The sequence below is a fragment of the Kitasatospora arboriphila genome (assembly GCF_039528095.1).
GTDB classification, from domain to species: Bacteria; Actinomycetota; Actinomycetes; order Streptomycetales; family Streptomycetaceae; genus Kitasatospora; species Kitasatospora arboriphila.
In genome coordinates, this window is sequence record NZ_BAAALD010000007.1 from 136,674 (window position 1) to 162,068 (window position 25,395).

The following is a 25,395-nucleotide window of genomic DNA, read 5'->3' on the forward strand; positions in this document are numbered from 1 at the left end:
GGTGCTGCCGGGGGCGGGCCGGGTGAGCAGCTGGGTCATCGGGTGCTCCTGCGGAAGCGGCGGACGTTGAGGACCATGGCGGGCACCACGAGCAGCAGCAGGAGCACGCCGAGGGCGCTGCCGAGGCCCTGGTCGTTGCCGCCGCCGAAGGAGACCAGCCACAGGCGCAGCGCGAGCACGCCGGCGTCCTGCTGGACGGGGCCGGGGGCGACGACGAAGACCAGGTCGAAGATCTTCATCACGTTGATGACCATGGTCACCAGGACGACGCCGAGCACGGGGGCGAGCTGCGGCACGGTGATCCGGCGGAAGATCTGCCACTCCCCCGCGCCGTCCATCCGGGCGGCCTCCAGGGTCTCCCGCGGCAGGTTGGCGAGGCCGCCGGCGATGACGACCATCGCGAAGCCGGCCCAGATCCACAGGTAGGCGCCGACGATCGCCGGGGTGACCAGGCCGGGGCCGAGCCAGGCGAGGCCGCGGTAGGGCGCGGCGAAGTTCGACGCGGGCAGTTCGACGGTGCCGCTGGGGTGCCCGGGGAAGGCGAAGGAGCCGTCGGCGGCGGTGGTCGCGGTCGCGATCTGCCGCTGCCCGTCGAGGAGGCGGACGGTGACGCCGGGCAGGCCGCGCTCGCCGGGGTCGACCGTGCCGGGGGTGCCGCCGCCGGGGGTGACGTCGAGCCAGACGGTGCCGTGCACGCCGTCGCCTGCCGCCGGTGCGGCCGCGGGCTTCGCCGCGGCGGGCAGGGTGGCGGGCTTGAGTCCGACGAGCGGCACGGCGACGGCGCTGCCGGGTGCGGCCGGGGCGGCGCGCACCGCGCCGTCGGCGGCTGCGGCGGGCCCGCCGGGGCGGGGCCGGGCGCCGGGGGAGGAGGGGGCGGGGTGGAAGGGGTCGGGGGGGGGGGGGGGGGGGGCGTTCAGCACGCCGCGGGCCGGGTCCTGCTCGTAGACCAGCCGGAAGGTGATGCCGGCGGCGAGGAAGGAGATCGCCATCGGCATGAACACCAGCAGCCGGAAGGCGGTGCCCCAGCGGACCTTCTCGGTGAGCACGGCGAAGACCAGGCCGAGGCCGGTGACCAGCGCGGGCGCGACGGCGACCCAGATCGCGCTGTTGCGCAGCGCGGTGAGGGTGGCGTCGTCGGTGAACGCGGTGCGGTAGTTGCCGAGCCCGACGAAGCCGGTGCCGGGCGCGTCGTAGAGGCTGCGGACCACGGACCAGCCGATGGGGTACAGCACCAGTGCGCCGAGCAGGGCGAGGGCGGGCAGCAGGAAGAGGGGGGCCGGGCCCCGGCGCCGCAGGGCGGCGCCGGAGCTCCGGGGTCGGGTGGGTGTCCTCATGGGGACGTCAGCCCTTGTACGCGGCGGCCGCGGCGGCTTCCAGCCGCTGGGCGGTGCCGTTGACGTCGGACGGGTTCGCCAGGAAGTCCTGGAGGAGCTTCCACTCGCCGCTGCCCTGGGTGCCGCCGAAGGCGGCGGGGGCCTGGTCGGAGAGGTCGAAGCGGAAGCCGTCGGCGGCGGCGATCAGCGACTCGGCGGTCTGCCGGGTGGTGTCGTCCGGGTAGGCGGCGGGCTTGACGGCCTTGTTGGGCGAGAGGAACCCTCCGGCGCCGGCCCAGACCTCGCCGGCCTCGGGGCCCGCGAGGAACTCCAGCAGCTGCTGGGCGGCGTCCTTGTGCTTGGCGTCCTTGAGGACGACGGCCGCGTCGCCGCCGCCGACCACCGGCGCCTTGCCCGTGCCGACGGCCGGGAAGGGGAAGAACTTCGCGTCCTCGCCGACCTTCTTCTTCAGCTCGCCGGAGACGACGGCGCCGACGAAGTCGCCCTCGTAGACCATCGCGGCGGTCGGCTTGTCGCCGAACACGGCCTGGACGGACTCGGGGAAGTCGGTCTGCAGGGCGCCCTTGCCGCCGCCGGCGACGAGCTGCGGGTCGCCGAAGACCTTGCCGAGGGTGGTGAGGGCGGCGACCACGGTCGGGTCGGTCCAGGGGATCTGGTGCTTGGCGAGCTTGTCGTAGTTCTCCGGGCCGGCCTGGGAGAGGTAGATGTTCTCGAACCAGTCGGTGAGCGGCCAGCCGGCCTCGCCGGCGACGGAGAAGGCCGGCAGGCCGCTGTCGGAGACGGCGTGGCCGGCGGCGAGCAGCTGGTCGAAGGTGGTGGGCGGCTTGACGCCGGCGGTGTCCAGGGCGGCGGGGCTGTACCAGACGGTCGACTTGTGGGCGGCCTTGAAGTACAGGCCGTAGAGCTTGCCGTCGACGGTGCCGTAGTCGGCCCAGATCTTGGCGAAGTCGCGGTGCAGGCTGTCGGCGACGGCGGGGGCGAGCGGCTCCAGCCAGCCCTTGCGGGCGAACTGCTGGAGGACGCCGAGCTGCGGCATCATCACGACGTCCGGCGGGTCGCCGCCCTCGATCTTGCTGCCGACCAGGGTGGAGACGTTGTCGCCGGTGGAGATGTAGACGGTCCTGGCGCCGGTCTTCGCGGTGAAGGCGTCCAGCACCTTCTGGAAGTTCTTCTGCTCGACGCCCGTCCAGGCGGCGGCGACGCTGACGGTCTGTCCGTCGAGGGGCTTGGCGGAGGCCTTGTCGGCGGAGGTGCCGCCGCTGCCGCAGGCGGTGGCCGTGGCGGCCAGGCCGAGGGTGGCCGTCAGGGCGACGGCCGCTCGCAGGGATCGCATGGTGGTGTCCTCTCGGTCGGCGGTCCCGGCCGGGCCGGGTGCCGTTCGGGGGTGGGGCCGGCCGTGGGCGGCCGGGCTGCCGGTGGAGGAGTGCCGTGGGGTGCCCGCCCCGCCGGGCCGCGGATGCGTGGCGCGGTGGTCGGCGGAGCGGGCGCGGCCGCGGGTGGGTGGGCGGCCGGTGCCGCGCGGGGAGGCAGGTCGCGCGGACGTCTCGGGATGGCCCGCCCCGCGGGCGGGAGGGTGTCGCGGAGCGGGCCGGTGGCCGCCGCGCCGGAGTCGTCCGGGGCGGCCGGGCCGCGGGTGTGGGCGCGCGGCCGTTCGGGGGTGCAGCGGGGTGTCTTCGACCGGGCGTCAGAGCCTTGCTGCGCCGGCCGTCCACCAGGCGGCGGTGCCGGCGGGGAGGGTGCAGGGCGGGCAGGGGCCGCTGGCGAGCAGCGGTTCGCCGTCGACGGGGGCGAGGGCCGGCTCGTCGCCGAAGTTGACGGCGCACAGCAGGCCGTCGCCTCGGACGAAGGCGAGCACGCCGGGCGGGGTGTCGATCCAGCGCAGGGTGCCCTCGCCGAGCTGCGGCAGGACGCGCCGCAGGTGCAGTGCCTCGCGGTAGAGGTGCCAGGCGGAGCCGGTGTCGGCGAGTGCGCGTTCGGCGGTGTGCGCGGCGAAGTGGGCGGGCTGCGGCAGCCAGGGCTCCTTGCCGCCGTCGGGGGCGAAGCCGAACGGCGGCTCGTGCCCGGACCAGGGCATCGGGATGCGGCAGCCGTCCCGGATGCCGGTGCGGCTGCCGGTGCGGTGGTAGATCGGGTCGGTGAGCACCTCGTCGGGCAGGTCGTCGACCTCGGGGAGGCCGAGTTCCTCGCCCTGGTAGAGGTAGGCGGCGCCGGGCAGGGCGAGCATCAGCAGGGCGGCGGCGCGGGCGCGGGCGGCGCCGGCCAGCGGGTCGGTGGCGCCGAAGCGGCTGGTGGTGCGGACCTGGTCGTGGTTGTTGAGCACCCAGGTGACGGTGGATCCGGTGGCGGCGATGTCGTGCACGGCGGCGTCGATGACCCGGTGCCAGTGGGCGGCGTCCCAGGGGGCGTGCAACAGGTGGAAGAAGAACGCCTGGTGGAGTTCGTCGGGGCGCAGGTAGGCGGCCTGTTCGGCGGCGGTGGGCACGGAGGCCTCGCCGACGAGCAGGCGCTGCCGGCCGTCGCGGGCGGTGTACTCCTCGCAGACGGCGCGCCAGCGGCGCCAGATGCCGTGCACCTCGGGCTGGTTCCAGGCGAGCGGGTTGACCGAGTCGCGGGTGCGCTCGTCGGCCTCCGGGTCGGGCGAGTCGGGCAGCTCGGGGTGCTTGAACAGGCCCGCGGCGACGTCGATCCGGAAGCCGTCGGCGCCGCGGTCGAGCCAGAAGCGCAGGATCCGCTCGAACTCCGAAGCGACTTCGGGGCGGCGCCAGTTGAGGTCGGGCTGCTCGGGGGTGAACAGGTGCAGGTACCACTGGCCCCAGCTGCCGTCGGCCTCGCGGATCCGCGTCCAGGCGGGGCCGCCGAACATCGCCCGCCAGTTGTTGGGCGGCAGTTCGCCGCTCTCGCCGCGGCCGTCGGCGAAGTGGAAGAACGCCCGCTCGGGGCTGCCGGGTGCGGCGCGCAGCGCGGCCTCGAACCACGGGTGCTCGCGGGAGCAGTGGTTGGGCACGATGTCGAGGATCAGCCGCAGGCCCAGCAGCCGGCAGTCCTCGGCGAGCAGGTCGAAGTCGTCGAGGGTGCCGAACAGCGGGTCGACGGCGCAGTGGTCGGCGACGTCGTAGCCGTGGTCGTGCTGCGGGGAGGCGTAGAACGGGTTGAGCCAGACGCCGTCCACGCCGAGGCGCTTGAGGTACGGGAGTCGGGCGCGGACGCCGGCCAGGTCGCCGATGCCGTCGCCGTCGGAGTCCTGGAAGCTGCGCAGGTAGACCTGGTAGACGACCGCGTCCCGCCACCAGGGGCGGTCGGGGCCGGCCGCCGGCGGGGCGGTGAGCAGGGCGTGGGCGGGCACGGCCGGTGGATCGTCCGGGGTGGGGGACGTGAGCATTCGTCACCTTCAGGAAGGACACGGCGGGGCAGCGCCGCAGAGGTCGCACAGGGTCCCGCATGCGCCGTCCGGGCCGCGGGGATACATGCATGTTAGGTAGCTCGACAGGTCCCGTCCAGAGCAGATTCACCGGCCATATGCGGGCATAGCTCATCAAACGGGCACAAAAGAAGGGGCCCGGATACTTAACAAGTAAGTATCCGAGCCCCTGGCGGGCCACCCTCGGAGGTCAGCCGGAGATCGACTTCAGGTCCGCGGCCATCCGTGCCACCGCCTCGTCCGCGCTGCTGCGGCCGAGCAGCGCCTCGTACGCCGCCGCGCTCACCGCAAGGCTCACCTGCTGGTACTCCGGCGAGGCCGGCCGGCGCACCGCGCCCTCCAGGGCCTGCCGCACCACCGGCAGGTACGGATGGCGCCGCACCAGCTCCGGGTCGGTGTACAGGTCCGCCCGCACCGGCGGCAGACCGCCCTCGGTGAGCACCCGGCGCTGCACGTCCCGCCCGGTCAGGAAGCGGATCAGGTCCCGGGCCGTCCGCCCGTGCCGGGAACGGGAGTTGACCGCCAGGTCGGAGCCGCCGAGCACCGAGGTGCCCGGGCCGTCCGGGCCGGGCAGCGGCACCACGCCGAACTTCCCGGCCACCGCCGAACCCGGCCCCTGGGCCTGCGGGTACACGTACGGCCAGCAGCGCAGGAACAGCAGCCGGCCGTCCTGGAACGCCTGCCGGGACTCCTCCTCGCGGTAGCCGAGCGCCGCCCGCGGGATCCAGCCCTCCCGCACCCCGCGCGCCAGGAACTCCAGTCCCGCGCGGGACTGCGGGGTGTCCACCGCCACCGCGCCGCGGTCGTCCAGCAGCCGCCCGCCCGCCGAGCCGACCGCCTCCGCGACGTTCACCGTCAGCCCCTCGTACGGCAGCAGCTGACCCGCGTAGCCGTCCAGGCCGTGCCGCGGCGCCACCTCGCGGGCGAGCCGCTCCAGCTCCGCCCAGGTGCGCGGCGGTTGCACACCCTCCGCGGCCAGCACGTCACTGCGGTAGTACAGCAGCCCGACGTTGGTGGTGAACGGCACCGCGTACAGCCGGTCCCGCCACCGCCCGGTGCCGACCGCCGACGGCAGCAGACCGGCCGGTGCCATCCCGGCGTCCAGCGGCGCGATCCAGCCCTTCTCGGCGAACTCGGCCGTCCACACCACGTCCAGGTTGACCACGTCGAAACGGTCGCTGCCGCGGGCCAGGCCCTCCGCCAGCTGCGCCCGGACCTCGTCCGCCGCGTCCGGCAGCTCCACCAGCGTCGCCCGCTCGCCGGGATGCCCGGTGTTCCAGCTGTCCAGCAGTCCCTGCAGGTAGCCGGCCCGGTCCCGGCCGGTGACCAGGGTGACCGGCCCGGTGCCGGACGCGTCCGGATCGTCGAGGTCCTCGGGCAGCGAGCAGCCGCCCGCCAGCAGCACGCCGGCCAGCGCCCCCGCCAACTTCCCCAGACTCCGACGGCGCACCGTACCGACCTCCACTCCGCCCGCCGATGGGCGGGACCGCCCGCCTCGCGTACCGTGTGACCGGGCCGAACCAGCCGGGCCGCGTCGCGGACGACAAGCCAATGACGACAGAGTATGCCCGGGCGAACGAAGGGAGGGGAGGGTCCGAGTGCGGCTACCGCTGCTCGCGCTGCTCGCCAAGGAGCCGGCGCACGGCTACGAGCTGAAGCAGGCCCTTGAGCAGACCTTCGGCGCGGCGTACCCTCGTGCGAACATCGGCCAGGTCTACGTCACCCTCGGACGTCTGGAGAAGGCCGGCCTCATCGAAGGCCAGGACGTCGCGCAGGACGGCAAACCCGACAAGCGCGTCTACGCCATCACCGACACCGGCCGCCAGGAGGTGGCCACGTGGCTCAGCGAGCCCTCCGAGGGACCGCGGGTCCGCGACGAGTTCTTCCTCAAACTCGTGCTGGCCCCCGAGACGCAGCTGGCCGACCGGCTGACGCTGATCAACAACCAGCGCCGGCACTATCTCAACGTCATGCGCGGCCTGAACCGGATGGCCGCCGAGGAACGCGGCAACCAGGTCTCCCAGTTGCTCATCGAGGGCGCCGTCCTGCACCTGCAGGCCGACCTCGACTGGCTGGAGAGATGCCAGGAGGAGCTCACGTGACAGGCCAGGACACCGCCGTCCCGGTGTTGCGCGCCACCGGACTCGTCAAGACCCACCGGGCCGCCCGCGGCGGCGCCGAGGTCAAGGCCGTCCGGGGCGTCGACCTCACCGTCGGACGCGGCGACTTCGTCGCCGTCACCGGCCCCTCCGGCGCAGGCAAGTCCACCCTGCTGCACCTGCTCGCCGGGCTGCGCCGCCCCGACGCCGGCGAGATCCACCTCGACGGCCGGCGCGTCGACACCCTCCGCGAGGCCGACTGGGCCGTGCTGCGCCGCCGCCGGATCGGCATCGTCTTCCAGACCGGCAACCTGGTCTCCGACCTCACCGTCGCCGACAACGTCGAACTGCCCGCCCTGCTCGCCGGCCACAGCGCCCGCACCGCCCGCGAACGCCGCGAGGAACTCCTCGCCGACCTCGGCCTCGCCGACCGCGCCGACGCCGCCCCCGGCGACCTCTCCGGCGGCGAGCGCCAGCGCGCCGCCCTCGCCCGCGCCCTCGTCAACGACCCCGACCTGCTCTTCGCCGACGAGCCGACCGGCAGCCTCGACAGCCGCAGCGCCCGCGAGGTCCTCGCCCTGCTCACCCGCCACCACGCCAAGGGCCGCACCATCGTCCTCGTCACCCACGACGCCCGGGTCGCCGGCAGCGCCGACCGCGTGGTCAGCCTCTTCGACGGCCTGATCACCGACGACACCCGGATCGACGACACCCCGCCCGCCCGCGGCGTCGGCGACGTCCTCGACCTCGGCGGCTGAGCCCGTGCGCGCCGCCCTCCGCTGGATCCGCGCGGACCTCGCCTCCCACCGGCTGCCCGCGCTGCTCGTCGTGCTCGCCACCGCCGGCGTCTCCGCCGCGCTGCTGCTCGCCGGCGCCCTGCTCAACAACGTCACCGGACCCTGGCAACGGCAGTTCGCCCGCGCCGACGGCGCCCACGTGTGGATCGAGACCCGCACCGACCACGCCGACACCGCCCTCGCCCGGCTGCCCGGCATCACCGCCGTCGGCGGACCGTACGACACCACCGCCGCCACCCTCACCGGCCGCAACGGGCGGCCCGTCACCGGACCCGAACTGCCGCTCTCGCTGCGCGCCACCGACCCCGGCCCGCCCGCCGTCTCCGCCCCGCTGCCCGTCGCCGGCGGCCGGCTCGACGCCGCCCGCCCCGACGGCATCGTCCTGGAACACTCCCTCGCCTCCGCCGCCTGGGCCCGCCCCGGCGACCGGCTCACCCTGCGCGGGCCCGACGGGCGCAGTCACACCCTCACCGTCCTCGGCATCGCCGACAGCCCCGACCGCGCCCGCTACCCCGACCTGCGGCCCGGACTCGCCTGGGTACTGCCCGGCACCCTCGACACCGTGCAGCCGACCGCCGCCCTGCGCGGCCACGCCGTCGGCCTGCGCCTCGCGCACCCCGCCGACGCCGACTACACCGCCCAGCGCGCCGTCACCACCCTCGGCGGCGACGTCACCCGCGTCGCCACCTGGACCGACGCCCGCGACTCCCACGAACGCGAGAGCCGACCCGCCGGCCTGCTGCTCGGCCTGTGCGGCCTCGCCGCCCTCGCCGCCGCGGCCCTCGCCGTCGCCGGCGCCGCCGCCGGCCGGATCAGCTCCCGCCTCGGCGACATCGCCACCCTCAAGGCCCTCGGCTTCACCCCCGCCGGCATCGCCCGGATGTTCGTCGCCCAGCACCTGCTGCTCGCCGCTGCCGGGCTCCTGATCGGCGGCGCCGGCGCCCTCGCCGCAGCCGCCCTGCTGCCCGCCCTCGCCCCCGACCCCGGCGTCACCGCCACCCCCTGGGCACTCGCCCGGGCCGTCTTCGGCAGCGGACCGCTCGCCCTGCTCGCCGCCCCCGCCTGCCTGGTCACCGTCGCCGCCGCCTCCGCCCTGCCCGCCCTGCGGGCCGCCCGGATCCCCGCCGTCCCGCCCGCCGAGGGCGAACCCGCCCAGGACCGGCCGCCCCGCCCCGCCCGGCTCGCCCTGCTGCGCCGGCTGCCGCCCGCCCTCGTCCTCGGGGTGCGCGGCGCCGTCCGCGGCCTCGGCCGCACCGCCGCCACCGCCCTGCGGATCGCCGTCCCCGTCCTCGCCTGCACCCTCGCCCTCACCGCCTGGTCCACCCTCGACGGACTCGGCCGCACCGCCACCGCCGGCTCGGCCGCCGCCCTCACCGTCCGCGCCGCCGGACCGGACGACCCGCTGCCCGCCGCCCTCGCCGCCGACCCCGCCGTCTCCGGCGTCCACCCCGGCGCCGACCGCGAGGCCCTCGCCCCCGGCCAGTCCGCCACCGTCACCCTGCGCGCCCTCGGCACCACCGACCGCCCCTACCCGTTCGACGTCGTCGAGGGCCGGCCCGTCCGCGCCACCGGCGAAGCCGTCGCCGGACAGGGCGCCCTCGACCTCCTCGGCATCCGGGTCGGCCAGTGGGCCCGCGTCACCACCGACGGCACCCCGCGGATCCTGCACGTCGTCGGCCGCGTCGTCGAACCCGACCGCGGCGGACGCATCGTCTCCACCGGCCTCGACACCCTCGCCGACGCCACCACCACCGACCCCCGGCCCGACTACTGGACGCTCACCCTCCGGCCCGGCGCCGACGCCGACCAGGTCTCCGCCGCCCTCGCCGCCGCCTTCCCCGGCCGCCTCGACGTCCGGCCCACCACCGCACCCTTCGCCGGACTCGCCACCGTCCGCGCCGCCGTCGTCGGCCTGGTCGCCCTGCTCGCCCTCATCACCCTCGCCGAACTCCTCACCGTCGCCGCGGTCGCGCTGCGCGCCCACCGCCGCGACCTCGCCCTGCTGCGCACCATCGGCCTCACCCCGCGGCAGGCGATGGCCCTCGTCGTCACCCGCTGCGCCACCGTCGCCCTCCTCGGCGGCCTGCTCGGCGCCGCCCTCGGCGTACCGCTCGCCCTCGCCCTCATCGACGCCCAGGGCGCCGCGACCGGCGTCGGCGCCGGACTCGCCCACCCACCCTCCGCCGCCGCCCTCACCACCCTGGTCACCGCAGCCGTCCTCACCGCAGCAGCCGCAGCCGCCCTCCCCGCCCTCCGAGCCGCCCGCGAACCCGCCGGCGAAGTCCTCCACCGCATCTGAAAGCGGACCGGATCGGGGCAAGCCGAAGCAGGGGCGCGGGGAACTGCGCAGTCCGAGGGTGGTCGCAGCGACTGTCAGGGCCGGCCCCTGGTTCGTACGGTGGCCCGCATCCGAATTGCGCAGTTCTCCCCCAGCCTTCGGCCGGGAGGTGCCCCCACGCACCCCTGGGTGAGCCCTCCCCGTCAGGCTTCCCAGAGGCCTGCGAAAAGCTGGTCGAGCCGGTCGTCGCCGATCGGCGGTTCGGGGAGCGGGTGGGTGGCAGGGGCGCGGAAGCCGTCGAGCAGCAGCGCGAGGTGGCGCCGCCACAGCCCCGGCCGCAGGCCGTCCGCCGCGGGCACCGCCCGGCACAGCGGCCCGAGCAGGAACAGCAGGTCCGTCGCGACGACGTCGCCCCGCATCGTGCCCTGTTCCTGCGCCCGGGCGACCAGGATCCCGACGGTCGCGGCGTTGCGGTGGCTCATGTCGGCGAGCACCGGGACGGTCGGAATGGCCATCGTCACCAGGTCGTTGATGCCGCGGCTGGTGGCGACGAGTTCGAAGATCCGGGTGAAGTAGCCTTCGACGGCCGTCCAGGCGTCCTCGGCCGCGAGGGCTTCCTCGCCGGCCTCCGCGAGGACGGCGGCCGCGGGGCGGAAGACCTCGCCGATCAGGTCCTCGCGGGTCGGGAAGTGCCGGTAGAGGGTGGCGTTGCCGACTCCGGCGCGGCGGGCGATGACGTCGAGCGGGGCGTCGAGGCCGAGTTCGGCGAAGACGTCCGCGGCGGCCGCGGCCAGTGCCTCCCGATTGCGCCGTGCGTCCCGCCGCTGCGGTGCCGGCCGCTCCCCGTCTGCCACGCGCACACCTTAGCCGTCCCTGGATGCCTCCGAGGATCTCGGAAAGAATCCTGTCGCGGGATGTCGAGGCACCGGCGACCCGCTCCGACTGAAGGGTGAGAGCGCGCCACGGGGCGCGCCGGACGGAGGGCACCCCGAGATGAAGTACGTCGCGATGATCTACGGCAACCAGGCCAAGTGGGAGTCCTTCCCGGCCGAGGCGTGGCCGGAGGCGATCGCCAAGCAGGAGGCGTTCAACCGGAAGTACCGCGAGAGCGGCGAGCTGCTCGGCGCGTACGGCCTCGCGGACGCGGCCGCCGCACAGCTCGTCCGCCGCGAGGACGGTGCCCCGGCGGTCACCGACGGCCCGTACCTGGAGACCAAGGAGTACCTGGCGAGCTTCTACCTGCTGGACTGCGAGAGCCTGGAGCGGGCGCAGCAGATCGCCGCCGACATGCCGTTCGCCGATGTCGACCCGGTGGAGCTGTGGCCGGTCCTGCACGAGTCCCCGGCGTTCCGGTGAGCGGTGGGACCGAGGCGGTCGAGGGCCTGCTGCGCGAGCTGGCGCCGCAGGTCCTGGCCGCGCTCGTCCGCCGCCACGGCACCTTCGACACCTGCGAGGACGCGGTGCAGGAGGCGCTGCTGGCGGCGGCCGTGCAGTGGCCGCGGGACGGGGTGCCGGACAGCCCGCGGGCGTGGCTGGTGACGGTCGCCTCCCGCCGCCTGGTCGACCGGGTCCGCAGCGAGGCGGCACGGCGGCGCCGCGAGGACGCACTGGCGCTGGCCACCCCGCAGTCCGCGCTGCTCGCGCACGCCGCGGACGAGGTCCCGGGGTCGGAGCGGGACGACTCGCTGGCGCTGCTGTTCCTGTGCTGCCGACCGGAGTTGTCCGCCCCGAGCCGGATCGCGTTGACGCTGCGCGCGGTCGGCGGCCTGACGACGGCCCAGATCGCCGCGGCGTTCCTGGTGCCGGAGGCGACGATGGCGCAGCGGATCAGCCGGGCGAAGCAGACGGTGCGGGCGGCGGGCGGGACGCTGGCGCTGCCGGAGGGGGCGGAGGCCGCCGAGCGGCTGGCCGAGGTGCGGCAGGTGCTGTACCTGGTGTTCAACGAGGGCTACACCGCCACGGCGGGCCCGGACCTGACGGCTCCGGAGCTGTCGGCGGAGGCGATCCGGCTCACCCGGCTGCTGCACCGTCTGGTGCCGGAGGACGCCGAGACGGCCGGGCTGCTGGCGCTGATGCTGCTCACCGACGCCCGTCGGCCGGCCCGGACGACGGCGGGCGGCGAGTTGGTGCCGCTGGCGGAGCAGGACCGCGGCCGGTGGGACGGCCGGCTGGTCGCCGAGGGCGTCGAGCTGATCAGCCGGACGCTGACGCTGGGGCGGGTCGGGCCGTACCAGGTGCAGGCGGCGATCGCGGCGGTGCACGCGGAGGCCGGGAGCACGGAGGCCACCGACTGGCCGCAGATCCTGGTGCTGTACGAGCTGTTGGAGCGGTTCGGGCCCAACCCGATGGTCACCCTGAACCGGGCGGTCGCGGTGGCGATGGTGCACGGCCCGGCGGCGGGCCTCGCGCTGGTGGAGCCGCTCCGCGCGGACCGGCGGACGGCCCGTCACCACCGGGTGCTCGCCACCCGCGCACACCTGCTGGAGCTGCTGGGCGAGCGGGAGGCCGCCGCGCAGGCGTACCGCGAGGCCGCGGCCCGGTCGACCGCCGCCCCGGAACGCCGCCACCTGGCGGCCCGCGCCCGACGGCTGGATCCGCGGCCGTGACTCCTAGGCCGTCTCTTTCGGATCTTGTCGGATCGGCGTACGGCGGTGGGCGCCCGGCTGGGCGTGCCGGCGGATCGGCCTCGTACTGGACCGTACTCGGACGATTCGCCGGTGCGTCCAGGCTGGGGGCACCTCCCGGCCCCCTCGGGGCTGGGGGAGATGCCCGGCGTCGCACGCCCGGCAAGATCCGAAAGAGACGGCCTAGGCGGTCAGCTGCTCCCAGACCTGGTGGACGCGGGCGGTGAGGTCCTCCAGCGAGCCGCTGTTGTCGATGACGATGTCGGCGACGGCGAGCCGGTCCTCGCGGGTGGCCTGGGCGGCCATCCGGGCCTCGGCCTCGTCCGCGGCCATGCCGCGCAGCCGTACCAGCCGGTCGAGCCGGATCCCGTCGGGCACGTCGACGACCAGGACCTGCTGGTAGAGCGGGGCGAGGCCGTTCTCGGCGAGCAGCGGGACGTCGTGCACGACGACGTCCTCGGGTCCGGCGGCGGCCTCGAGTTCGGCGGAGCGGGCGCGTACCAGGGGGTGGACGATCGCGTTGAGCGCGGCGAGCCGCTCGGGGTGGCCGAAGACGAGCCGGCCGAGGGCGGGCCGGTCGAGCGAGCCGTCCGGCTGCAGGACCTCGGGGCCGAACTCGGCGACGACGGCGCGCAGTCCGTCCGTCCCGGGGGCCACCACCTCGCGGGCGATCAGGTCGGAGTCCACGATGACCGCGCCGAGTGCGGCGAGTTGCCGGGACACCTCGCTCTTGCCCGCGCCGATCCCGCCCGTCAGTCCGATCCTCAGCATGGCGCCCAGGCTACCGCCCGGTCACCCGGGGCCGCAGGGCGCTCCCCCGCCGATCGTCCGCCCGCTTCCCCGGCCGGTCGCCGCCGGGCGAACGCGGGTCGAACATCCGGCGGCGTCCTGGCGAAATACCGGCCCCGGGGGCTGCGGAGCGGCAGCTCGCCGGTCCGCGAGTGGTTAGGGTGCCGGGGATCGTCCACCCGAGAGGAGCACCGATGTCCCCCACCTGGCCCGCCGGTCCGAGGCGGGTGCTGGTCGTCGGCATCGACGGCGTCCGGTTCGACCTGCTGCCGTCGCTGCACACCCCGCACCTGGACGCGGTGGCCGGGGCCGGCTTCCTCGCCGCGGTGCAGGTGGACGAGGCGACGCCGACGATGTCCGGGCCGTGCTGGGCGACGGTGGTGACCGGTGTCGGGGTGGCCAAGCACGGCGTGTTCGGCAACCACTTCGGCGGCAACCGGCTGGACGTCTTCCCGGACTTCACCACCCGGCTGGCGGCCGTGCACCGGCGCCGTACCTTCGCGGCGGGCGGCTGGGAGCCGCTGTTCCTGGCCCGCAGCGGCGGCCCGCTGTTCGCGGCGCCCGGCCGGCTGGCGTACATCGCTCCGCTGGAGGACACCCCGGAGGCGTGGGAGGTCTGCGACGAGCGGGTGACCGCCGAGGCCGAGTACGTGCTGGGGCGCAGCGACGACGATCCGCAGGCCTCGTTCGTGTACCTGGGCGCGGTCGACGAGACGGCGCACTTCCTCGGCTGCGGCGAGGAGTACCGGCGTTCGGTGGAGACCGCGGACGCCCGGCTGGGCCGGCTGCTGGCGGCGGTCCGCGGCCGGGCCGGGTACGCCGAGGAGGAGTGGACGGTGATCGTGGTGACCGACCACGGGCACCTCGACGGCGGCGGCCACGGCGGCCGCACCGACCTGGAGCGCACGGCGTGGATCGCGGCCTGCGGCCCGGGGATCGTCCCGGGCGGGCCGGTGCTGCCGCTGCACCACACCGATGTGGCGGCGCACGTGTACGCGGCGCTGGAGATCGTCCCGGACCCGCACTGGACGCTGGACGGCCGCCCGTTCACGCCGGCGGCCCTGCCGGTCGCGGTGGTCTGACGGCCGGTCACCGGGCCTTCCCGGGGCCACCGCGCCGGTGCCGGCCACAGGACCGGTGCCGGTCACAGGGCCGACACCAGGTGGGCGGAGACGACCACGTTGCCCTGGTAGCCGGTGGCGCGGGTGTAGCCGCCGCCGCAGGTGACCACGCGCACTTCGGGCCGGGCGGTGGCGCGGTAGACCCGGTCGGCGGGGAAGTCGGCCTTGGGCAGCACCTCGACGGTGTCGACCGCGAAGCGGGCGGTGCTGCCGTCGGCGCGCAGCACGTCGAGGGTGTTGCCGCGGTGCAGTGAGCCGAGCGCCCAGAAGACGGCGGGTCCGTGCTCGGTGTCGACGTGGCCGACCAGCAGGGCGTTCCCGGCGGCGCCGGGGGCGGTGCCGAGGCGGTACCAGCCGGCGAGGTTGCGGTCGCCGACGGGCGGCACCTGGATTCCGCCGGCGGCGTCGAGGCCGACGCCGGTGACGGGGGCGTCGACGCCGATCGCCGGGATGCGCAGCCGGGTGGGCAGGGAGAAGGGCATCGCGGCCGGGGGGGGGGGGGGCGGGGCCGGGGGGGGGGGGCGGGCGGGCACCAGCCAGGCGCCGGTGGTGGCGGCGGCAGTGGCCGCGGCGAGGGCCGCGCGGGCCCTGCGGGTCGGGGGTCGTCGCACCGTCGGCGCCTCCTTCGGCGGGCGTCCGGTCAGGCCCGGGCGGCGTGCCGGCGGCGCAGGACGAAGGCGCCGCCGGCGAGGCCGGCCGCGAGTAGGGCCCCGCCGGCGGCAGTCTCGACCGGGTCCGCCCCGAGGACTCCGCCGCCGCCTCCGGCGAGGGAGGGTCCCTTGGGGACGGACGCGGTGGTGGTCGGGAAGAGCTCGGGGCCGCAGGTGACGGCGGCGGAGGCGCCGCCGACGGTCACCTCGACGGTGTCGGCGCTCTTGGTGAGCACCTTCGTCCCGGCGGCGGTGGTGAAACTGGTGCCCGGCGCGCCGGGGACGTGCTCGCCCTGGGCGTCGACGACGCGGACCTCGCCGACGCCGGCGCAGGCCACGACGTCGCCGTTCACCAGCTCCAGACTGCCGCCCTCGGTGCGGCCCTTGAACGGTGTGGCGGCGCCGCCGTCCGCGTACGCGGCGCCCGCACCGGCGGTGAGCATGGCCAGTACTCCGCAGGCCACGGCGGCCGCCGCACCCGCCCTCGTCCCGATCGACATCCGTCCTCCTTGCCCGTGGAACCGCGACGGTTCCGCGGCTCCCTGGCCCCACAGGGTCCCGGACCGGAGCCGGACATACCACCGCCAATCGGGTGTTTATGACGACAACTCACATAATCCGCTTACGAATTGTCAGGTTGCCGGCAGCCCGGCCGAGCCGGCCGCGACGCCACGGGTCATCCGAGGTCGAGCTGCTCCCCCGCGGTGAGCTGCGCGAACGCGGCACCCGTCCCCGGCCCGCCCTCGCCGAGCAGCCGGCCGTGCACCATCTGCCCGATGTCGCTGAGCACGGCCTCGTGGATCGCCAGCGCCCGCCCCGGGCCGGCCTCCCGGACGTAGTCGATCAGCTCCGAGACCTTGGTCCAGGGCCCGGCGATCGGCAGCAGCAGGGTGTCCACCGGATGCGGCGGCACGGTCAGCGCGTCACCGGGGTGGAACAGCCGCCCGTCGAGCAGGAAGCCGATGTTGCCGACACGCGGGATGTCGGGGTGGATGACGGCATGCCACTCGCCGTGCACACTCACGCCGAGGCCGTCGATGTCGAAGGCGTCGCCCTCGCCGACCACGGCGACCTGCGCGCCGATGCCCTCCAGTTGCGCGGCCACCGCGCGGTTGGTCCAGATCCGCAGGCCCGGGTCGGCCTCGACGGCGGCCCGCAGCCGGTCCTCGGCGAAGTGGTCCATGTGTTCGTGGGTGATCAGGACGGCGTCCGCGCCGCGGGTGGCGTCGGCCTCGGTGAACGCTCCGGGGTCGATGACGACGGTGGTGCCCTGGTGTTCGATGCGGACGCAGGCGTGTCCGAGCTTCGTCAGTCGCATGCGGAAAACATTACAGCAATGCTGCACAGTTTGGCTGTAGGAAATTCTCGGTAGCATGATCCCCATGGACGAGGTCGACCCCCTGGAGCTGGCCGCCGAGCTGCGCACCGCCATCGGCCCCCTGGTACGCACCCTCCGCCCCGGCGACGAACTGCCGCAGAACCAGGCCGCCGTCCTCGGCTGGCTGGTCCGCGAGGGCCCGCACACCACCAGCGAACTGGCCGCCCTGCAGCGGGTGCGGCACCAGTCGATGGCCCGCACGGTCGCCCTGCTCGGCGAGGCCGGCCTGGTCGAGCAGCGCCCGCACGAGACCGACGGCCGCAAACTGATGATCACCGCCACCGAGGCCGGCACCGCCGCGCTGCACGCCCAGCGCGCCCGCCGCGAGGACACCATCGCGACCGCCCTCACCGAACGCCTCACCCCCGAGGAACGCCGACTCCTCCATCAAGCCGTCCCCCTCCTGCGCAAATTGGCCTAAAGGGCAACCACTCAGGGGCGCGGGGTGGGCGAGCGCCCCAGGGGCCCATGGGGGCACCTGAGCAGTCTCCCCGCCCCTGACGGGTACCCCCCTCACCCGGACGGGCGCATGCCGGAGGGACCGCCCTCGCGTTGGGCAGGCCGCCAGCATCCGCGCTTCCGAAGGGACGCCCCCATGACCCCCGTCCGCACCGCCCTGGTCCTCGCCGCCGCCGTCTGCGGTCTGCTGCTGGGCACCGCGGGGGCCGCCTCCGCGTGCGGTCCGCTGGACGTCGCCGCCGGGCTGGCCCCGGGCTTCGGCAACGCCTGCGTCAACCGCTGACCGGACGGCCCCGCCGGGGCCGCGTTCAGCGGGCCAGCGCGACCTGCTCGGCCTCGACCTCGACCCCGGCCTGCTCCGCCTCGGCGCGCTGTCCGGGCAGCACCGCCCGTGCGCCGAGCGGCGGCAGCTCCACGTGCTCGCTGAGGCCGATCTTGCGGTGCAGCCTGCGCAGCGGCGCGGGCGCCCACCAGTTGAACTCGCCGGCCAGGCTCATCGCGGCCGGCACCAGCAGGCACCGCACCAGGGTGGCGTCCACCGCGACGGCCACCGCCAGTGCGATGCCCATCTGCTTGACCATGAGCATCTGCCCGGCGGCGAACCCGGCGAAGACGATCACCATCAGCAGCGCCGCCGAGGTGATGATCTTGCCGCTGCGCTGCAGTCCGAGCTGGACGGACCGGGTGCAGCCGTGCCCCTGGTCGTACAGCTCCTTGATCCGGGAGAGGAGGAAGACCTCGTAGTCCATCGAGAGGCCGAAGGCGAAGGCGAAGACCAGGACCGGGACGAAGGTCTCCAGCCCGCCCGAGGGGGTGAAGCCGAGCAGGCCGCTGAACCAGCCGTGCTGGAAGACCATGGTCAGCGCGCCGAGCGAGGCGCCCAGCGACAGCAGGTTCATCAGCAGCGCCTTGACCGGCATCACCACCGAGCCGGTCATCAGGAACAGCAGCACCAGGGTGCCGAAGGCGACCAGGCCGAGCGCCCAGGGCCCGCGGGTGGCGACCTCGTGCTGGAAGTCGGCGACCGAGGCGGCGTCGCCGGTGACGTAGGTGGTGAGCCCGCCGCGGTGGTCCCGCAGCTCGCCGACGACCTTCTTGGCCTGGGCGCCCTGCGGGTCGCCCTTCACCAGCACGTCGACGGTGGTGAGGCCGTCGCCGACCGGGGTGACCGCGCGGACGCCGGCGACGCCCGGCAGCCCGGCGACCACGTCGTCGGCGTACGCCTGCGCGGTCTTCTGGTCGCTCTTCACGACCACGGTGATCGGGGCGGCGGCCTGGTCGGGGAAGCGCTGCGCGACGGTGTCGGCGACCTGCCGGGAGGCGAAGGACTTGGGCAGCACGTCGGCGCCGGAGCTGCGCGGGTGGGCACCCAGGAAGGGTGCGCCGGCGGCGGTCAGCAGGGCCACGCAGATCAGCATCACCGGCAGCGCGCGCTTCTGGACGCGCCGCACCGTCCGCGAGAAGAAGCCCTCGTCGGGCACGGGCTCGGTCGGCGCCTTGATCCTCCGGCCGACGAAGCCCAGCAGTGCCGGGACGAGGGTGAGGGCGGCCGCGGCCGCGATCACCACGACGCTCACACCGGCCACGCCGACCGCACGGAACACCGGGCTGGTGAAGACGAACAGGCCGGACAGGGCGACCGCGACGGTCAGGCCGGAGAAGGCGACGGTGCGCCCGGCCGTGGCGGCGGTGCGCTCCACGGCCTGCTCGACGGTGGCGCCGTGGCCGCGCTCCTCCCGGAAGCGGTTGACCATCAGCAGCGCGTAGTCGATGGACAGTCCGAGGCCGAGCACGGTGGCGATCGGCAGGACGCTGGTGTCGATGTCCATGATCCGGCTGAAGCCGAACATGGCGAGCAGCGCGCCGCCGACCGAGGCGATCGCGCCGATGCCCGGCAGGCCGGCCGCGGCGAGGCCGCCGAAGACCAGCACCATGACGATCAGGGTGAGCGGCAGGGTGACGATCTCGCCGAAGCGGGTGTCCTTCTCGGTCTGCGACTTGACCTCCTGCTCCAGCACGAGGTCGCCGCCGACGGTCACGTGGGTGCCGGCCGCGTCGACGGCGTCGAGGCGCTCGGTCACGGCGTCCAGCTGCGCGGGGGTCGAGGCGTCGGCCATCCGTACGGCGACCAGGCTCGCCCGGCCGTCCGCGGCGGCCATGCCGGGGGTGCCGGAGTACGCGTCGGCCACCGAGACCACACCGGGCAGGTGGGAGATCTCGGCGGTGGCGGCGGTGACCGCGGCCCGTACCTTCTCGTCGGCGACCGGTGCGCCGTCCACCACGGCGGTGACGGTGCCCTTGACCGGGTCGGCGGCCTGGACGGCGGCGGTGCCGCGGGCGGCCTCGGAGCCGCCGGAGCCGCCGCCGGCGACCGTCCCCTCGAAGACCCGCCCGCCGATCAGCACACCGGCCGCGAGGACGAGCGCCCAGAAGGCGAGCACCCAGCGGCGGTGGCGGAAGCACGCCCGGCCGAGGGCTGCGAGTCGCCCGCCGACCCGGTGGTCGGCGGGCGCGGGCAGGGCGGCGGGCGAAGGCGATGCGGCAGCGAGGGGATTGCGCATGAAGGAGCCTTTCGGGCAGTTCCCCTCAATGTAGGCGCTAAGTCCGATTCGTCCTATAGAGGGACGATGAGCCTCATCTCACAATTCCTGTGACGTAAACGACACATAAGAAATACCGGACAACAAAGACGGAACCCCCGCCCGGTCGATGCCGGGCGGGGGTTCCGCCTACTACTGCTCAGCCCTCAGGCTGCGCGCACTGCGATCAGCTCTGGCCGCCGGCCAGCTTCTCGCGGAGCGCGGCGAGCGCCTCGTCCGAAGCGAGAGCGCCGGAGCCCTCGTCGCTGCTGGAGGAGTACGAGCCGCCACCGGAGACCGGGGCCTCCTCGCCGGCCTCGGCGGCAGCGGCGGCGTCGGCCTCACGGCTCTTGATGACCTGGGCCTGGTGCTGCTCGAAGCGGGCCTGGGCCTCGGCGTACTGCCGCTCCCACTCCTCACGCTGCTTCTCGAAGCCGGGCAGCCAGTCGTTCGCCTCGGGGTCGAAGCCCTCCGGGTAGATGTAGTTGCCCTGGTCGTCGTAGGACGCGGCCATGCCGTACAGGGTCGGGTCGAACTCGACCGACGCCGGGTCGGCACCGAGGGACTCGTTGGCCTGCTTCAGCGAGAGGCTGATGCGACGACGCTCGAGGTCGATGTCGATGACCTTGACGAAGATCTCGTCGCCGACCTGGACGACCTGCTCCGGGATCTCGACGTGGCGCTCGGCCAGCTCGGAGATGTGGACCAGGCCCTCGATGCCCTCGTCGACGCGGACGAACGCACCGAACGGAACCAGCTTGGTGACCTTGCCGGGGACGACCTGGCCGATCTGGTGGGTCCGGGCGAACTGCTGCCACGGGTCCTCCTGGGTCGCCTTCAGCGACAGGGAGACACGCTCGCGGTCCATGTCGACGTCGAGAACCTCGACGGTGACCTCCTGGCCGACCTCGACAACCTCGGACGGGTGGTCGATGTGCTTCCAGGACAGCTCGGAGACGTGCACCAGGCCGTCGACGCCACCCAGGTCCACGAAGGCACCGAAGTTGACGATCGAGGAGACGACGCCGGAGCGCACCTGGCCCTTCTGGAGGGTGGTGAGGAAGGTCTGGCGGACCTCGCTCTGGGTCTGCTCCAGCCAGGCACGGCGGGACAGGACCACGTTGTTGCGGTTCTTGTCCAGCTCGATGATCTTGGCCTCGAGCTCCTTGCCGACGTACGGCTGGAGGTCGCGGACACGGCGCATCTCGACCAGCGAGGCCGGGAGGAAGCCGCGGAGGCCGATGTCGAGGATGAGACCACCCTTGACGACCTCGATGACGGTACCGGTGACGATGCCGTCCTCTTCCTTGATCTTCTCGATCGTGCCCCAGGCGCGCTCGTACTGCGCACGCTTCTTGGACAGGATGAGACGACCCTCCTTGTCCTCCTTCTGGAGAACCAGGGCCTCGATGTTGTCGCCCACGGAGACAACCTCGTGGGGGTCGACGTCGTGCTTGATCGAGAGCTCGCGGGACGGGATGACACCCTCGGTCTTGTAACCGATGTCGAGGAGCACCTCGTCACGGTCGACCTTCACGATGACGCCCTCAACGATGTCGCCGTCGTTGAAGTACTTGATGGTCTCGTCGATCGCCGCGAGGAACGCGTCCGCGTCGCCGATGTCGTTGACCGCAACCTGCGGGGTGGTGCTGACAGAGGTGTCGGTGGGGCTCGTCATTAGGAAAAGGGCTCCGGTACGGACATGAAGTCGTAGGTAATGCCACGCGGAGGGCCCGTATCGCTCCCACCGAAAGCCGGACAGCCAAGAACACGGCGCACCGACCCCCATGAGAAATCCTGGAAGGACAGGTGTCCGTCTTGCAGACCGTGGGGTCTTCGACAGATGCGAGCGCGACCTGCTCCGTCCGAGGCGCGCAGGCCCGCAGCGCAACTTGTAGCATACGGGGACAGCCAGGCACGGTCAACGCGAAGAGCGTCGAGACCGGTGGAGGCCGGGATGGATCAGGCCATATCCTCCAACAGCGCACCAGAACGGCGGCTGTCGCAGGGGGACGTCCCCGGATGCCACCACCCCGACCCGGTCCCGTACGGAGCCGGTTCACGGCAGCGGCGCTTCCGCAACCGACACCCTACGCGACGGGCCTCAGCATCGTGACCACCACCCCCGACCACCCCGCCGACGACGACCGCGAGCACGGCGGCCACGGCGAGGAGGACGACGCCGTCCGGCGCACGGCCGACCCCGGCGAGTCCAGCCGGGCCAGCCGCCACTGGTGGGACCGCAACGCCGACGAGTACCAGGACGAACACGGCGCCTTCCTCGGCGACGACCGCTTCACCTGGTGCCCCGAGGGCCTCGACGAGGCAGACGCCCGGCTGCTCGGCGACCCCGCCGCGCTGAAGGGCCTCGACGTGCTGGAGATCGGTGCCGGCGCCGCCCAGTGCTCCCGCTGGCTCGCCGCCCGCGGCGCCCGCCCGGTCGCGCTCGACATCTCCTTCCGTCAGCTGCAGCACTCCCGGCGGATCGACCTCGTCCGCGGCGATGAGCCGGTCGCCGTCGTCCAGGCCGACGCGGCGGTGCTGCCCTTCGCCGACGGCGCCTTCGACCTCGCCTGCTCCGCCTACGGCGCGGTGCCCTTCTCCGCCGACACCGCCGCGCTGATGCGCGAGGTCCACCGGGTGCTGCGGCCCGGCGCCCGCTGGGTGTTCTCGGTGACCCACCCGATCCGCTGGGCCTTCCCCGACGAGCCCGGCGTCGAGGGCCTCACCGCCACCGCCTCCTACTTCGACCGCACCCCCTACGTCGAGCAGGACGAGCAGGGCCGCGCCACCTACGTCGAGCACCACCGCACCCTCGGCGACCGGGTCCGCGAGCTCGCCGCCGCTGGCTTCCGGCTGCTCGACCTCGTCGAACCGGAGTGGCCCGAGGGCCACGACCAGGAGTGGGGCGGCTGGTCGCCGCTGCGCGGCCGGCTGATCCCCGGCACCGCGATCTTCGTCGCGCAGCGGGGCTGACCGCCGGTGCGCCCCGCCGGCCTCGAACTGCCCGTCCGCACCGCCGTCCCCCCGCTGCAGCGCGCCCTCGCCGAGCACGGCGCCGCAGTGCTCGCCGCGCCGCCCGGCTCCGGCAAGACCACCCTCGTCCCGCTGGCCCTCGCCGGGCTGGCCGACGGCCTGCCCGGGCCCGCCCGCCGCGTCCTGGTCGCCGAGCCGCGCCGGCTCGCGGTGCGCGCCGCGGCCCGCCGGATGGCCTGGCTGCTCGGCGGCGCGGTCGGCGAGCAGGGCGGCGTCCGCGTCCGCGGCGAGCGGCGGGTCGGGCCGCGGACGGTGGTCGAGGTGGTCACCACCGGCGTCCTGCTGCAGCGGCTGCAGCGCGACCCGGAGCTGCCGGGCGTCGACGCGGTCGTCCTCGACGAGTGCCACGAGCGGCACCTGGACGCCGACACCGCGCTCGCCTTCCTGCTCGACGTCCGGGCGGCGCTGCGGCCGGAGCTGCAGTTGGTCTGCGCCTCCGCGACCTCCGACACCGCGGCCTGGGCGGAGCTGCTCGGCGGCGCACCGGTGGTCGAGGCGCACGGGCTGTCCCACCCCGTCGAGGTGGCGTGGGCTCCCCCGCCGCGCGCCGTCCCGCCGCCGCACGGCACCCGGACGGATCCGCTGCTGCTCGACCACGTCGCGGCCACCGTCCGCCGGGTGCTCGCCGAACGCGAGGGCGACGTGCTCTGCTTCCTGCCCGGCGTCGGCGAGATCGCCCGGGTCGCCGGGCTGCTCGGCACCGGCGTCGAGGTGCTGCAACTGCACGGGCAGGCGCCGCAGGCCGTCCAGGACGCGGCGCTCGCCCCGGGCGCCCGGCGGCGCGTGGTGCTCGCCACCTCCGTGGCCGAGTCCTCGCTGACGGTGCCCGGCGTGCGCACCGTCGTCGACTCGGGGCTCGCCCGGGAGCCGCGCACCGACCACGCCCGCGGTCTCGGCGGGCTGGTCACCGTCCGGGTCTCGCTGGCCGCCGCCCGGCAGCGCGCCGGCCGGGCCGGCCGCGAGGCCCCCGGCACCGTCTACCGCTGCTGGGCCGAGGTCGAGGACGCCCGCGCGCAGCCCTTCCCCACCCCGGAGATCGCCCTCGCCGACCTGACCGGCTTCGCCCTGCAGGCCGCCTGCTGGGGCGACCCGGACGCCCGCGGCCTCGCCCTGCCCGACCCGCCGCCGGCCGGCGCCATGGCCGCCGCCCGGGAGACCCTGCAGGCGCTCGGCGCCGTGGACGCCGACGGGCGGGCCACCGACCGCGGCCGCCGGATCGCCCGCACCGGCCTGCACCCCCGGCTCGCCCGGGCCCTCCTGGACGGCACCGGCCTGGTGGGCGCCCGCCGCGCCGCGGAGCTCGTCGCCCTGCTCTCCGAGGAGCCGCCGCGCGCCCTCGGAGACGACCTGCTCGCCGTCTGGCGGAGCGTCCGCGGCGCCGACGACCCGTACGCGCGCCGCTGGCGGGACGAGACCCGGCGGCTGCGGCAGGACGGCTCCGGGCCCGGCGGGGAGGGTGCCGTGTCCGACGAGGCCGCGGCCGGACTGGTCGTCGCGCTCGCCCACCCGGAGCGGATCCCCCGCGCCCGCGGCGGCGCCCGCGGCTACCTGATGGCCTCCGGCACCGCCGCCGAGCTCGGCCTCGCCTCGCTGCTCTCCGGCGGCGGCTGGCTCGCGGTCGCGGTGGCCGACCGGCCGGCCGGCTCTCCCTCGGCCCGGGTGCGGCGGGCCGTCGCGCTCGACGAGGCCACCGCCCGGCGGGCCGGCGCCGCCCTGGTCACCGAACGCGAGGAGGTGCACTGGTCCGCCCGCGAGGGCGACGTCACCGCCCGGCGGGTCGCCCGGCTGGGCGCGGTGGAGCTCACCGCGGCGCCGCTCACCGACCCGGACCCGGGGCCGGTGCGGGCCGCCCTGCTGGACGGGCTCGCCCGGGAGGGCGTCCTCGCCCTGCTGTCCTGGCCGCCGGCCGCGGACGGGCTGCGGGAGCGGCTGGCCTTCCTGCACCGCGTGCTCGGCGACCCGTGGCCGGACGTCTCCGAGGAGGCCCTGCTGGAACGGGCCGCCGACTGGCTGGAGCCGGAGCTCTCCCGGGCCCGGCGGCGGGCCGACCTCGGCCGGATCGACACCGCCGCCGCCCTGCAGCGGCTGCTGCCCTGGGCGGGCGGCGAGGCCGGGCGGCTGGACGAGCTGGCGCCCGAGCGGATCGCCGTCCCGAGCGGGTCGAGGATCCGGGTGGACTACTCCGGGGAGCGGCCCGTCCTCGCCGTGAAGCTCCAGGAGCTGTTCGGCTGGCAGGCGGCGCCGGCGCTGGCCGGCGGGCGCGCCCCGCTCACCGTCCACCTGCTCTCCCCCGCCGGTCGCCCGGCCGCGGTCACCGGCGACCTCGCCTCCTTCTGGCGGGACGGCTACCGGGCCGTCCGCGCCGACCTCCGCGGCCGCTACCCCCGCCACCCCTGGCCGGAGGACCCCACCACCGCCGAGCCCACCCGGCGGGCCAACCCGCGCAAGTGACCCCTCAGGGGGTGCGGGGCAGCGGGGTGCCGGTCTTCACCGGGTCGCAGGTCATGATCTCGCCGGCGGGGTTGGTGGCGCAGGCGCCGTTGCGGGTGGTGCTGCCGCCGTCGCTCCGCGGGTCGTCGCTGCGGGGGCTGGTCTGCCAGCGGGGCGTCGCGGTCGCCCGGCGGGTGGGCGGGACTGCCCGGGTCGCCCGGGCCCGGGTCGCCTCCGGCGATGCGGCGCGGGCGGGGTCCGCGGACGGGGATGCCGTCGGAGTCGGTGGCGCCGGGGCGGCCGTGCCCGCCGACGGGACGGCCGCACCCGGCGACGGGGGCGGCGGGGCGGTGACGGCCGGCGCCGGGCGGGGGGGGGGGGGGGGGGCCCCCCCCCCCCCGCC

21 protein-coding genes and 1 pseudogene are annotated in these 25,395 nt (G+C 75.3%); 10 read left to right on the forward strand and 12 right to left on the reverse strand.

The window, feature by feature from the left end; genetic code table 11:
• Window positions 1–35: 35 nt before the first annotated feature.
• The 4 genes from ABD353_RS06250 to ABD353_RS06265 form a co-directional block, all read right to left on the reverse strand.
• Window positions 36–1,334 (reverse strand): ABC transporter permease, encoded by a 1,299-nt coding sequence (locus tag ABD353_RS06250; RefSeq protein WP_344622459.1) that lies wholly within the window; start codon window positions 1,332–1,334, stop codon window positions 36–38.
• A gap of 7 nt (window positions 1,335–1,341) precedes the next feature.
• Complete coding sequence (locus ABD353_RS06255; RefSeq protein WP_344622460.1) at window positions 1,342–2,667, reverse strand: ABC transporter substrate-binding protein; 1,326 nt, start codon at window positions 2,665–2,667, stop codon at window positions 1,342–1,344.
• Window positions 2,668–3,018: 351 nt separating this feature from the next.
• Window positions 3,019–4,713, reverse strand: coding sequence for a glycoside hydrolase family 13 protein (locus ABD353_RS06260; RefSeq protein ID WP_344622461.1), 1,695 nt, complete (start codon window positions 4,711–4,713; stop codon window positions 3,019–3,021).
• 229 nt (window positions 4,714–4,942) lie between these two features.
• The gene (locus tag ABD353_RS06265) at window positions 4,943–6,202 is read right to left on the reverse strand and encodes an ABC transporter substrate-binding protein (protein ID WP_425555083.1); all 1,260 of its coding nucleotides are present in this window, start codon (window positions 6,200–6,202) and stop codon (window positions 4,943–4,945) included.
• A 148-nt stretch (window positions 6,203–6,350) separates the two neighbouring features.
• Here ABD353_RS06265 and ABD353_RS06270 point away from each other — a divergent pair, with 148 nt between their 5' ends.
• The 3 genes from ABD353_RS06270 to ABD353_RS06280 are packed head-to-tail and all read left to right on the forward strand — an operon-like array spanning window position 6,351 to window position 9,947.
• The gene (locus tag ABD353_RS06270; RefSeq protein ID WP_344622462.1) at window positions 6,351–6,854 is read left to right on the forward strand and encodes a PadR family transcriptional regulator; all 504 of its coding nucleotides are present in this window, start codon (window positions 6,351–6,353) and stop codon (window positions 6,852–6,854) included.
• A complete protein-coding gene (locus tag ABD353_RS06275; RefSeq protein ID WP_344622463.1) occupies window positions 6,833–7,609 on the forward strand; it encodes an ABC transporter ATP-binding protein in 777 nt (258 codons plus the stop codon). Before ABD353_RS06270 ends, ABD353_RS06275 begins: the two co-directional genes overlap by 22 nt.
• 4 nt (window positions 7,610–7,613) lie before the next feature.
• Window positions 7,614–9,947: an ABC transporter permease gene (locus tag ABD353_RS06280; RefSeq protein ID WP_344622464.1), complete on the forward strand. Its 2,334-nt coding sequence runs from the start codon at window positions 7,614–7,616 to the stop codon at window positions 9,945–9,947.
• A gap of 182 nt (window positions 9,948–10,129) precedes the next feature.
• Here ABD353_RS06280 and ABD353_RS06285 read toward each other — a convergent pair whose 3' ends face one another.
• On the reverse strand, window positions 10,130–10,780 hold the full coding sequence (locus ABD353_RS06285; protein WP_344622465.1) for a TetR/AcrR family transcriptional regulator: 651 nt from the start codon (window positions 10,778–10,780) through the stop codon (window positions 10,130–10,132).
• A gap of 139 nt (window positions 10,781–10,919) precedes the next feature.
• On the opposite strand from ABD353_RS06285, the gene ABD353_RS06290 reads away from it, so the two are divergent.
• Both ABD353_RS06290 and ABD353_RS06295 read left to right on the forward strand, forming a co-directional pair.
• Window positions 10,920–11,282, forward strand: a complete 363-nt coding sequence (locus ABD353_RS06290; protein WP_344622466.1) for a YciI family protein — start codon at window positions 10,920–10,922, stop codon at window positions 11,280–11,282.
• The gene (locus ABD353_RS06295; RefSeq protein WP_344622467.1) at window positions 11,279–12,532 is read left to right on the forward strand and encodes an RNA polymerase sigma factor; all 1,254 of its coding nucleotides are present in this window, start codon (window positions 11,279–11,281) and stop codon (window positions 12,530–12,532) included. The genes ABD353_RS06290 and ABD353_RS06295 overlap by 4 nt, the downstream gene beginning before the upstream one ends.
• Window positions 12,533–12,733: 201 nt before the next feature.
• Here the strand turns inward: ABD353_RS06295 and coaE are convergent, their stop codons facing one another.
• The gene (coaE, locus tag ABD353_RS06300) at window positions 12,734–13,321 is read right to left on the reverse strand and encodes a dephospho-CoA kinase (protein ID WP_344622468.1); all 588 of its coding nucleotides are present in this window, start codon (window positions 13,319–13,321) and stop codon (window positions 12,734–12,736) included.
• Between the two features lie 212 nt (window positions 13,322–13,533).
• Here coaE and ABD353_RS06305 point away from each other — a divergent pair, with 212 nt between their 5' ends.
• Window positions 13,534–14,421 (forward strand): alkaline phosphatase family protein, encoded by an 888-nt coding sequence (locus ABD353_RS06305; RefSeq protein ID WP_344622469.1) that lies wholly within the window; start codon window positions 13,534–13,536, stop codon window positions 14,419–14,421.
• Window positions 14,422–14,483: 62 nt separating this feature from the next.
• On the opposite strand, the gene ABD353_RS06310 is transcribed toward ABD353_RS06305, so the two are convergent.
• The 3 genes from ABD353_RS06310 to ABD353_RS06320 form a co-directional block, all read right to left on the reverse strand.
• The gene (locus tag ABD353_RS06310; RefSeq protein ID WP_344622470.1) at window positions 14,484–15,071 is read right to left on the reverse strand and encodes a class F sortase; all 588 of its coding nucleotides are present in this window, start codon (window positions 15,069–15,071) and stop codon (window positions 14,484–14,486) included.
• Between the two features lie 29 nt (window positions 15,072–15,100).
• Complete coding sequence (locus ABD353_RS06315) at window positions 15,101–15,610, reverse strand: hypothetical protein (protein WP_344622471.1); 510 nt, start codon at window positions 15,608–15,610, stop codon at window positions 15,101–15,103.
• Window positions 15,611–15,786: 176 nt separating this feature from the next.
• Complete coding sequence (locus ABD353_RS06320) at window positions 15,787–16,428, reverse strand: MBL fold metallo-hydrolase (RefSeq protein ID WP_344622472.1); 642 nt, start codon at window positions 16,426–16,428, stop codon at window positions 15,787–15,789.
• Window positions 16,429–16,492: 64 nt separating this feature from the next.
• Between ABD353_RS06320 and ABD353_RS06325 the strand changes: the two genes are divergently transcribed.
• Together ABD353_RS06325 and ABD353_RS06330 are read left to right on the forward strand one after the other, a co-directional pair.
• Entirely contained in the window at window positions 16,493–16,909 is a 417-nt protein-coding gene (locus ABD353_RS06325) for a MarR family winged helix-turn-helix transcriptional regulator (protein ID WP_344622473.1), read from the forward strand.
• A gap of 174 nt (window positions 16,910–17,083) precedes the next feature.
• Window positions 17,084–17,230, forward strand: a complete 147-nt coding sequence (locus ABD353_RS06330; protein ID WP_159400795.1) for a hypothetical protein — start codon at window positions 17,084–17,086, stop codon at window positions 17,228–17,230.
• Between the two features lie 25 nt (window positions 17,231–17,255).
• Here the strand turns inward: ABD353_RS06330 and ABD353_RS06335 are convergent, their stop codons facing one another.
• Both ABD353_RS06335 and rpsA read right to left on the reverse strand, forming a co-directional pair.
• A complete protein-coding gene (locus ABD353_RS06335) occupies window positions 17,256–19,508 on the reverse strand; it encodes an MMPL family transporter (protein WP_344622474.1) in 2,253 nt (750 codons plus the stop codon).
• Window positions 19,509–19,713: 205 nt separating this feature from the next.
• On the reverse strand, window positions 19,714–21,204 hold the full coding sequence (gene rpsA, locus ABD353_RS06340) for a 30S ribosomal protein S1 (protein ID WP_095876832.1): 1,491 nt from the start codon (window positions 21,202–21,204) through the stop codon (window positions 19,714–19,716).
• A gap of 434 nt (window positions 21,205–21,638) precedes the next feature.
• Here rpsA and ABD353_RS06345 point away from each other — a divergent pair, with 434 nt between their 5' ends.
• On the forward strand, window positions 21,639–22,502 hold the full coding sequence (locus ABD353_RS06345) for a class I SAM-dependent methyltransferase (protein WP_344622475.1): 864 nt from the start codon (window positions 21,639–21,641) through the stop codon (window positions 22,500–22,502).
• Window positions 22,503–22,508: 6 nt separating this feature from the next.
• The gene (hrpB, locus tag ABD353_RS06350) at window positions 22,509–25,013 is read left to right on the forward strand and encodes an ATP-dependent helicase HrpB (RefSeq protein WP_344622476.1); all 2,505 of its coding nucleotides are present in this window, start codon (window positions 22,509–22,511) and stop codon (window positions 25,011–25,013) included.
• Window positions 25,014–25,017: 4 nt separating this feature from the next.
• Here hrpB and ABD353_RS06355 read toward each other — a convergent pair.
• A pseudogene (locus tag ABD353_RS06355) lies at window positions 25,018–25,395 on the reverse strand (hypothetical protein); the annotation flags it as partial.

What these genes read in the sequence shown, in the direction of transcription:
- ABD353_RS06250 (WP_344622459.1), bottom strand. Translation starts at nt 1,334, where the DNA reads ATGAGGACACCCACCCGACCCCGGAGCTCCGGCGCCGCCCTGCGGCGC.
- ABD353_RS06255 (WP_344622460.1), bottom strand. Translation starts at nt 2,667, where the DNA reads ATGCGATCCCTGCGAGCGGCCGTCGCCCTGACGGCCACCCTCGGCCTG.
- ABD353_RS06260 (WP_344622461.1), bottom strand. Translation starts at nt 4,713, where the DNA reads ATGCTCACGTCCCCCACCCCGGACGATCCACCGGCCGTGCCCGCCCAC.
- ABD353_RS06275 (WP_344622463.1), top strand. Translation starts at nt 6,833, where the DNA reads ATGCCAGGAGGAGCTCACGTGACAGGCCAGGACACCGCCGTCCCGGTG.
- ABD353_RS06290 (WP_344622466.1), top strand. Translation starts at nt 10,920, where the DNA reads ATGAAGTACGTCGCGATGATCTACGGCAACCAGGCCAAGTGGGAGTCC.
- coaE (WP_344622468.1), bottom strand. Translation starts at nt 13,321, where the DNA reads ATGCTGAGGATCGGACTGACGGGCGGGATCGGCGCGGGCAAGAGCGAG.
- ABD353_RS06305 (WP_344622469.1), top strand. Translation starts at nt 13,534, where the DNA reads ATGTCCCCCACCTGGCCCGCCGGTCCGAGGCGGGTGCTGGTCGTCGGC.
- ABD353_RS06315 (WP_344622471.1), bottom strand. Translation starts at nt 15,610, where the DNA reads ATGTCGATCGGGACGAGGGCGGGTGCGGCGGCCGCCGTGGCCTGCGGA.
- ABD353_RS06320 (WP_344622472.1), bottom strand. Translation starts at nt 16,428, where the DNA reads ATGCGACTGACGAAGCTCGGACACGCCTGCGTCCGCATCGAACACCAG.
- ABD353_RS06325 (WP_344622473.1), top strand. Translation starts at nt 16,493, where the DNA reads ATGGACGAGGTCGACCCCCTGGAGCTGGCCGCCGAGCTGCGCACCGCC.
- ABD353_RS06330 (WP_159400795.1), top strand. Translation starts at nt 17,084, where the DNA reads ATGACCCCCGTCCGCACCGCCCTGGTCCTCGCCGCCGCCGTCTGCGGT.
- ABD353_RS06335 (WP_344622474.1), bottom strand. Translation starts at nt 19,508, where the DNA reads ATGCGCAATCCCCTCGCTGCCGCATCGCCTTCGCCCGCCGCCCTGCCC.
- rpsA (WP_095876832.1), bottom strand. Translation starts at nt 21,204, where the DNA reads ATGACGAGCCCCACCGACACCTCTGTCAGCACCACCCCGCAGGTTGCG.